Raw genomic sequence first — 4,229 nt, forward strand, 5'->3', positions numbered from 1 at the left:
TATCGAAGTAATACGGGGTGGGCGCGCCGAAACGGTCGCCTGGTAAGCAGCTTCAGGGAGCGGGCGGCCAGTCGCCCCCATCACTACATGACACAACGGATTTTTGCTTTCAGAAAAGCAGCGTGGCTCGGGTTGGCTTTGCTGGGCGTATCGGCGGTGACCGATGCGGCCGGTCCGGCACAGCGGATGGTCAACTCGCGCGCGGCGCAATCGGCCCAGGCCGCTCAGCAGGCGGCTCAGGCGCCCGAGTTCGCGCCGGGCGCGGCCGGCCAGGCCATCACGCTGACGGTCGGCAGCCAGCAGCAGATCGCGACGGGCCATGCGCTGCAGCGCGTGGCGATCGGCGATCCAGGCGTCGCCGACGTGCTGATCGTCAAGGGCGGCAAGAACGGCGGCGTGCTGCTGGTCGGCAAGGCCGCGGGCACGACGAGCCTGATGGTCTGGGTGCGCGAGCGCGACGCGCCGCTGCGCTACACGGTCAACGTGACGACGCCGGCCGCGGCCTCGCTGCTCGGCGCCGATACGCCGAGCGTCAAGGTGCTCGGCGGCACGGCGGTGGTGTCCGGTTCGTCGGCGACGATGGAGTCGCACCAGCGTGCCGTCGTCGCGGCCCAAGGCGCGGTCGGCAAGGACGGCGCCGTGTTCGACACGTCGACGGTGGCGAGCCGCGCGGTCGTGCAGGTCGACGTGCGGGTGGTCGAATTCAGCCGTTCGGTGCTGAAGGAAGTCGGCTTCAACTTCCTGAAGCAGAACAACGGCTTCACGTTCGGCTCGTTCGCGCCGTCGTCCCTGGGTAACGTGACGGGCGGCGGAAGCTCGGCGCTTAACGTGACGAGCACGCAACCGATCTCGTCGGCGTTCAACCTGATCTTCAATTCGGCGACGCACGGGCTGTTCGCGAACCTGAGCCTGCTCGAAGGCAACAACCTCGCGCGCGTGCTGGCCGAGCCGACGCTCGTCGCGCTGTCCGGGCAAAGCGCGAGCTTCCTCGCCGGCGGCGAAGTGCCGGTGCCGGTGCCGCAGGCGCTCGGTACGACCTCGATCGAATACAAGCAGTACGGCGTCGGGCTCACGCTGACGCCGACCGTGCTGAGCCCGCAGCGCATCGCGCTGAAGGTGGCGCCCGAGGCGAGCCAACTCGACTTCGCGAACGCGGTGACGATCAGCGGCGTGTCGGTACCCGCGTTCATCACGCGCCGCGCCGACACGACGGTCGAGCTCGGCGACGGCGAGAGCTTCATGATCGGCGGGCTGATCGACCGCGAGACCGCGTCGAACGTCGCGAAGGTGCCGCTGCTCGGCGATCTGCCGATTCTCGGCACGTTCTTCAAGCAGCTCAACTATCAGCAGAACGAGAAGGAACTCGTCATCATCGTGACGCCACATCTGGTTTCGCCGCTCGCGAAGGGCGCGGACTTGCCGTCGACGCCGGGCGAGCAGGCCGAGCAGCGCGACGGACCGGTGTGGCGCTCGTTGCTGGGCGGCGTCGCGGCGCGCGATGCGGTGCCGGGGTTCTCCAAGTGAAGCCGGTGTGTCGCCGCGCGGCAGGCGGCAGGGAGCAGGCGAGGTTTTCGAGCCGGCGCGTGTGCGCCGGCAGACAGTACGAGGCGGCGGCTTTAGGGTCGATGCCGCAAGAGGATGTCCAACATGAACGCGAGAACGCATTCGTTGACTGAACGGGCGATCACCGATCACTTCGTGTTCGCGTCGCTCGCCGACGAGCACGTGCACTGGCTCGCCAATACGCTCGTCGGTGCGGGCGTGATCGAGGCGGCCACGCTCGATCCGGCGCTGCTGATGCAGCGCATCGCGACGCTCAATCCGTCGCTGGTGTTCGTCGACTTTTCGTGCGGCCGCGGCGCGGCGGCGAGCGCGGCCGCGAACTCGGTGCGCGCGGCCTATCCGTCGCTGCAGATCGTTGCGCTCGGCTCGCTCGCCGAGCCCGAGAGCGCGCTCGCCGCGCTGCGCGCCGGCGTGCGCGACTTCATCGACCTGTCGGGGCCGCCCGAGGACGCGCTGCGCATCACGCGCCAGGTGCTCGACAATCTGATCGAACCGGTGAGTCGCCACGGCCGTGTTACGGCGCTGCTCGGCGCGCGCATCGGCATGGGCGTGAGCACGCTCGCCGCCAACCTCGGCGTGCTGCTGCAGCGGCGCGACGTCGCGCAGGGGCGCCAGGCCGCGCTGCTCGATCTCGGCCTGCCCGCCGCGGACGGCTCGCTGCTGCTCAACACGCGCAGCGAATTCAATTTCGTCGAGGCCGTGCGCAACCTGCGCCGCTTCGACCAGACTTTCGTGCACACGGCGCTGTCGCATCACGCGAGCGGTCTCGCGCTGACCACGCTGCCGCCGAATCTCGCCGACATGCGCGAGGTCTCGTATTCGTCGTCGATCGGCTTGCTGAACCGGCTGCGCGCGTTTTTCGACCAGCAGCTCATCGACCTCGGCGGCTTCGGCAACAGCGAATTCATCGCGCAGGTCGTGCAGGCCGCCGACGAAACCTGGCTCCTGTGCGACCAGGGCGTCGCCTCGATCGTCTCGGCGGTCAGCGTGCTCGACGGCTTGCGCGAAGAGGGCCTCGACACCTCGAACGTGCAGCTCGTCGTCAACAAATTCGATGCCGACCTCGGCCTCGCCGCCGCGCAGATCGCGCAGCGCCTCGAAATTCCGCTGCTCGCGAGCTTGCCCGAGCGGCGCATCGCGCTCGGCCAGGCGGTCAACCAGGGGCATCTGCTGGTCGACGTCGCGCCGCGCGACGCCTACGTGCGCGCGCTCGAACCGCTCGTCGAGCGGCTCGGCGGCGCGCAGCACAGCGCGGCGCCGGCGCGCGGCAAGTCGGCGCTCGGCGCGCTCAGGCGCTTCATTCCCACTACTCAAAAGCGGTCATAAACGATGGCAAAAGAGATCCAGTTTGCCGACGACGCGCCTGCGTTCGCGCATAGCCAGCAGTTCCAGGACATCAAGAACGCGGCGCACGAGCATCTGCTCACGCGCATCGAGGAACTCGGCTCCGAGTTCGGCCGCTGGTCGCGTAACGCGATCAACCAGTTCGTCGATCTGGAGATGGACAGCTTCGTCAGGCTGCGCCGGATTCCGATCAACGAGAGCGAAGTGCGGCTGATTGCCGAGGCGTTGACCAAGGAACTCGCGGGCTTCGGGCCGATCGAGGACCTGCTCGCCGACCCGGCCGTGGAAGACATCCTGATCAACGGCTACAACGACGTGTACGTGTCGCGTCACGGCATCCTCACGCGCATCCAGGTGCGCTTTGCCGACAACGCGCATCTGCTGCGGATCGTGCGGCGCATTCTCGCGCCGATCGGCCGGCGTCTCGACGAATCGAACCCGATGGTCGACGCGCGTCTGCCGAACGGTGGCCGCGTGAACGTGGTGATCGAGCCGCTCTCGATCGACGGGCCGATCGTGTCGATCCGCAAGTTCCGCAAGGATCCGATGCGGCCCGACGATCTGCTCGGCAACGGCACCTATAACGCCGAGATCGGCGCGCTGCTCGAAGCGGCGGTGGCCGCGCGCTGCAACGTGCTGGTCGCGGGCGGCACGAGTTCGGGCAAGACCTCGCTGCTCAACGCGCTGGCGTTTCACATCCCCGAGCCGGAGCGCGTCGTGACCATCGAGGACACGGCCGAACTGTCGCTGAACCACCCGCACGTGGTGCGGCTCGAAAGCCGCCCGGGCGGCTTCGACGGCGCGGGCGTCGTGACGATTCGCGACCTGCTGCGCAATACGCTGCGCATGCGCCCGGACCGCATCATCGTCGGCGAAGTGCGCGGTGGCGAAGTGCTCGAAATGCTGCAGGCGATGAACACCGGCCACGACGGCTCGATGGGCACCGTGCACGCGAGCTCGCCGCGCGAGTGTCTGTACCGCCTTGAGATGCTGGCGGGCTTCGCGGGCTTCCAGGGCACCGAGTCGAGCCTGCGCCGCCAGATCGCCAACGCGATCGACTTCATCGTGCAGATCGGTCGGCTCTCCAACGGACGCCGCCGCATCCTGTCGGTCACCGAGGTCACGGGACTCTCCGACAACATCATCGCGACCCAGGAGCTGTATCGCTACGAGCCGATCGTGACGCCCGAGGGCGAGGAGCTCGACAACTGGGTGTCGCTCGGCATTCATCCGCATTCGCCGAAGCTCGCGCGCTTCCGCCAGGTGCTCGGCGGCGGCGAGCAGGCGCAGGGCTTCGGCAATGCGGGCTTCGGCGGCGGTGG

3 protein-coding genes are annotated in these 4,229 nt (G+C 68.3%); all 3 read left to right on the forward strand.

Annotated elements, in window-relative coordinates; translation table 11 throughout:
• Positions 1-87 precede the first annotated feature (87 nt).
• Positions 88-1,524: a type II and III secretion system protein family protein gene (locus G3N58_RS33410; protein ID WP_241017345.1), complete on the forward strand. Its 1,437-nt coding sequence runs from the start codon at positions 88-90 to the stop codon at positions 1,522-1,524.
• Between the two features lie 123 nt (positions 1,525-1,647).
• Entirely contained in the window at positions 1,648-2,889 is a 1,242-nt protein-coding gene (locus tag G3N58_RS33415; protein ID WP_167040142.1) for a fimbrial protein, read from the forward strand.
• A 3-nt stretch (positions 2,890-2,892) separates the two neighbouring features.
• On the forward strand, positions 2,893-4,229 hold a 1,337-nt coding region (locus G3N58_RS33420), incomplete at its 3' end, for a CpaF family protein (protein WP_206001322.1).

The sequence above is a fragment of the Paraburkholderia sp. Ac-20342 genome (genome assembly GCF_017104985.1).
In the GTDB taxonomy this organism is placed as follows: domain Bacteria; phylum Pseudomonadota; class Gammaproteobacteria; order Burkholderiales; family Burkholderiaceae; genus Paraburkholderia.